Source organism: Streptomyces sp. NPDC041200, from assembly GCF_055591805.1.
In genome coordinates this window covers 1-2282 of sequence record NZ_JBVIZF010000124.1, presented here as the reverse complement: position 1 = coordinate 2282, position 2282 = coordinate 1, and the positions used below count along the sequence as shown (strand labels likewise).

General features: G+C 68.6%; 1 protein-coding gene. It reads right to left on the bottom strand.

Annotation, left to right across the window (positions count from 1 at the left end; translation table 11 throughout):
* Window positions 1–2282: polyketide synthase dehydratase domain-containing protein (locus ACZ6CL_RS42910; protein ID WP_468947005.1), on the bottom strand; the 2282-nt coding region annotated here is incomplete at both ends.

The window sequence follows — 2282 nt, the reverse complement described above, 5'->3', positions numbered from 1 at the left end:
GCCAGACCCGTAACGCCCTCGCCGACCTCCAGGACGACACCGGCGCCCTCACCACCCAGCTCGGCCGCGCCTGGATACATCCCCAACGCGATAAGAACGTCACGGAAGTTGAGGCCCAGCGCTCGCAGGCCGACGCGTACCTGGCCCGCGGCCAGCGGCGCCGCAACACCGGGCTCCGGCACCAGAACAAGGCCGTCGAGCGTGCCACCAGTAGCACTCAACCGCCACTCATGCGCTTCAGGTACCTGCAAGGCCCGCTTACCGGCAGGAACGAGCCGCGGCACGGACAGCGTGGTGCCTCGGACCGCGACCTGCGGCTCATCGACGGCCAATACGGCAGGCAGAACCGATCCCATCCCGGTACCAGCGAGGTCGAGGCCGGAGTCGGCAGCGAGATCGAGTAGGACGACTCGGTCCGGGTTCTCGACCTGAGCAGCCCGAACCAGACCCCACACCGCAGCACCAGCAGGATCGCTGACGTCCCCCTCACCATCAGCTGGAACCGCACCCTGCGTGAGCACCACCAGCCGGGATTCAGCCAGCTCCGCGGCAGCGAACCACGCCTGGACGACCTCGAGCACTCTGACGGTCAGGGCGAGCGCGTCGTGTTCGCCGTCACCGCCGAGGGCCTGAAGAACCGCTACCGCTGGAACCTCCGTGGCGCCTGCCAGTTCCGTTACGTCCTCGGTCGAAGCCACCAGCGTCCACGACGGCAGAGGTTCGGCGCCCGGAGCAGGCGCGGGCAGTTCGGTCCAGTCCACCTCGAACAGTGCGTCGCGGCCGTCGTCAGTCGCCATTCGATCCAGTTGCTCGACGTCCACCGGCCGGGCAATCAGTGATTGCAGGCTCAGCACCGGACCGCCGGCCCCGTCGGCCGCTTGCAACGACACCGCGTCCGGCCCGGACGGTACCGTTCGCACCCGTAGTTCAGAGGCACCCGCGGCGTGCAGGCGGAGCCCGTTCCAAGCGAACGGCACACGAATGCCGGCCTCGGTGCCGGCCGGCTGGACGAACCCGCTGTGCAGGGCGGCGTCGAGCAACGCCGGGTGCAGCCCGTAACGGCTCGCCTCACCGCGCTGCCCGTCCGGCAGGGAGACTTCGGCGAACACCTCCTCGCCCCGCCGCCACACCCCACGCAGACCCTGGAACGCCGGACCGTACACATAGCCGCGGTCTGCCAGATCCTCATAGAACTCGGCGGCGTCGAACGGCACCCGCTCCGCACCGATCGGCGGCCACACCGTGAAGTCGAAACCAGCAGCGGGGACAGTGGCTGCCGTGAGGGTACCGGCAGCGTGACGGGTCCACACGTCCGTACCGGTGCCGCCACCGTTGTCCTCACGAGCTGAGTACACGGCCACTGAGCGGGTGCCGTTCTCCTCAGGGCCGCCTACCGCGACCTGAACACGGACACCCCCCTGCGCGGGTAGGACAAGCGGCATCTCAATGACCAGCTCTTCCAACGTGCCGCAGCCCACTTCGTCGCCCGCCCTCACTACCAACTCCGCCAGACCAGTGCCGGGGACGAGAACGACGTCGCCCACGGCATGGTCCGCCAGCCACGGATGCGTACGAAGCGACAGCCACGAGGTACCCAAGCCGCCACCGGTCTCGGGCACCGCCACCACCGCACCCAGTAATGGATGATCGGCCCCGGACAGTCCGAGCGACGCCGCGTCGGCCGTAGACATGGCCGGCAGCCAGTAGTGCTCGTGATCGAAGGCGTACGTCGGAAGGTCGACGCGGCGGGCATCGGCTCCGGCCGCGAAGACGCCGCTCCAGTCGACGTGGACGCCTCGGACGAAGAGGTCGGCCATCGAGGTGAACAGGCGGCGCAGACCGCCGTCCTCAAAGCGCAGCGAACCGCTCACCAGGACCTCGGTGTTCGCCTCGTCGGCGATCTCGTTGATGAGCCAGACGAGTGCTGGATGGGCACTCGATTCCACGAAGACGGTGTGGCCGTCGGCCAGCAGGTCGGCGATCGCGGGGCCGAAGCGGACCTGACCGCGCAGGTTCCGATACCAGTAACCGCCGTCCAGGGCACCCGCCTCCCGCACCCACTCACCGGTCACGGTCGAGTAGAAGGGAATCAGCGGCGCCTGGGCACGGATGTCGGCGAACGCCTCACGCAGAATCTCCTCGACTGCTTCGACTTGCCGGGAGTGGGAGGCGAAGTCGACTTCGATGCGGCGCGCGCTGACGCCGTCCGCCACAAGGGCGTCGAGGGCTTGGCCAAGGGCTTCGGTGTCACCGGAAATCACCACCGAGGACGGGCTGTTGAC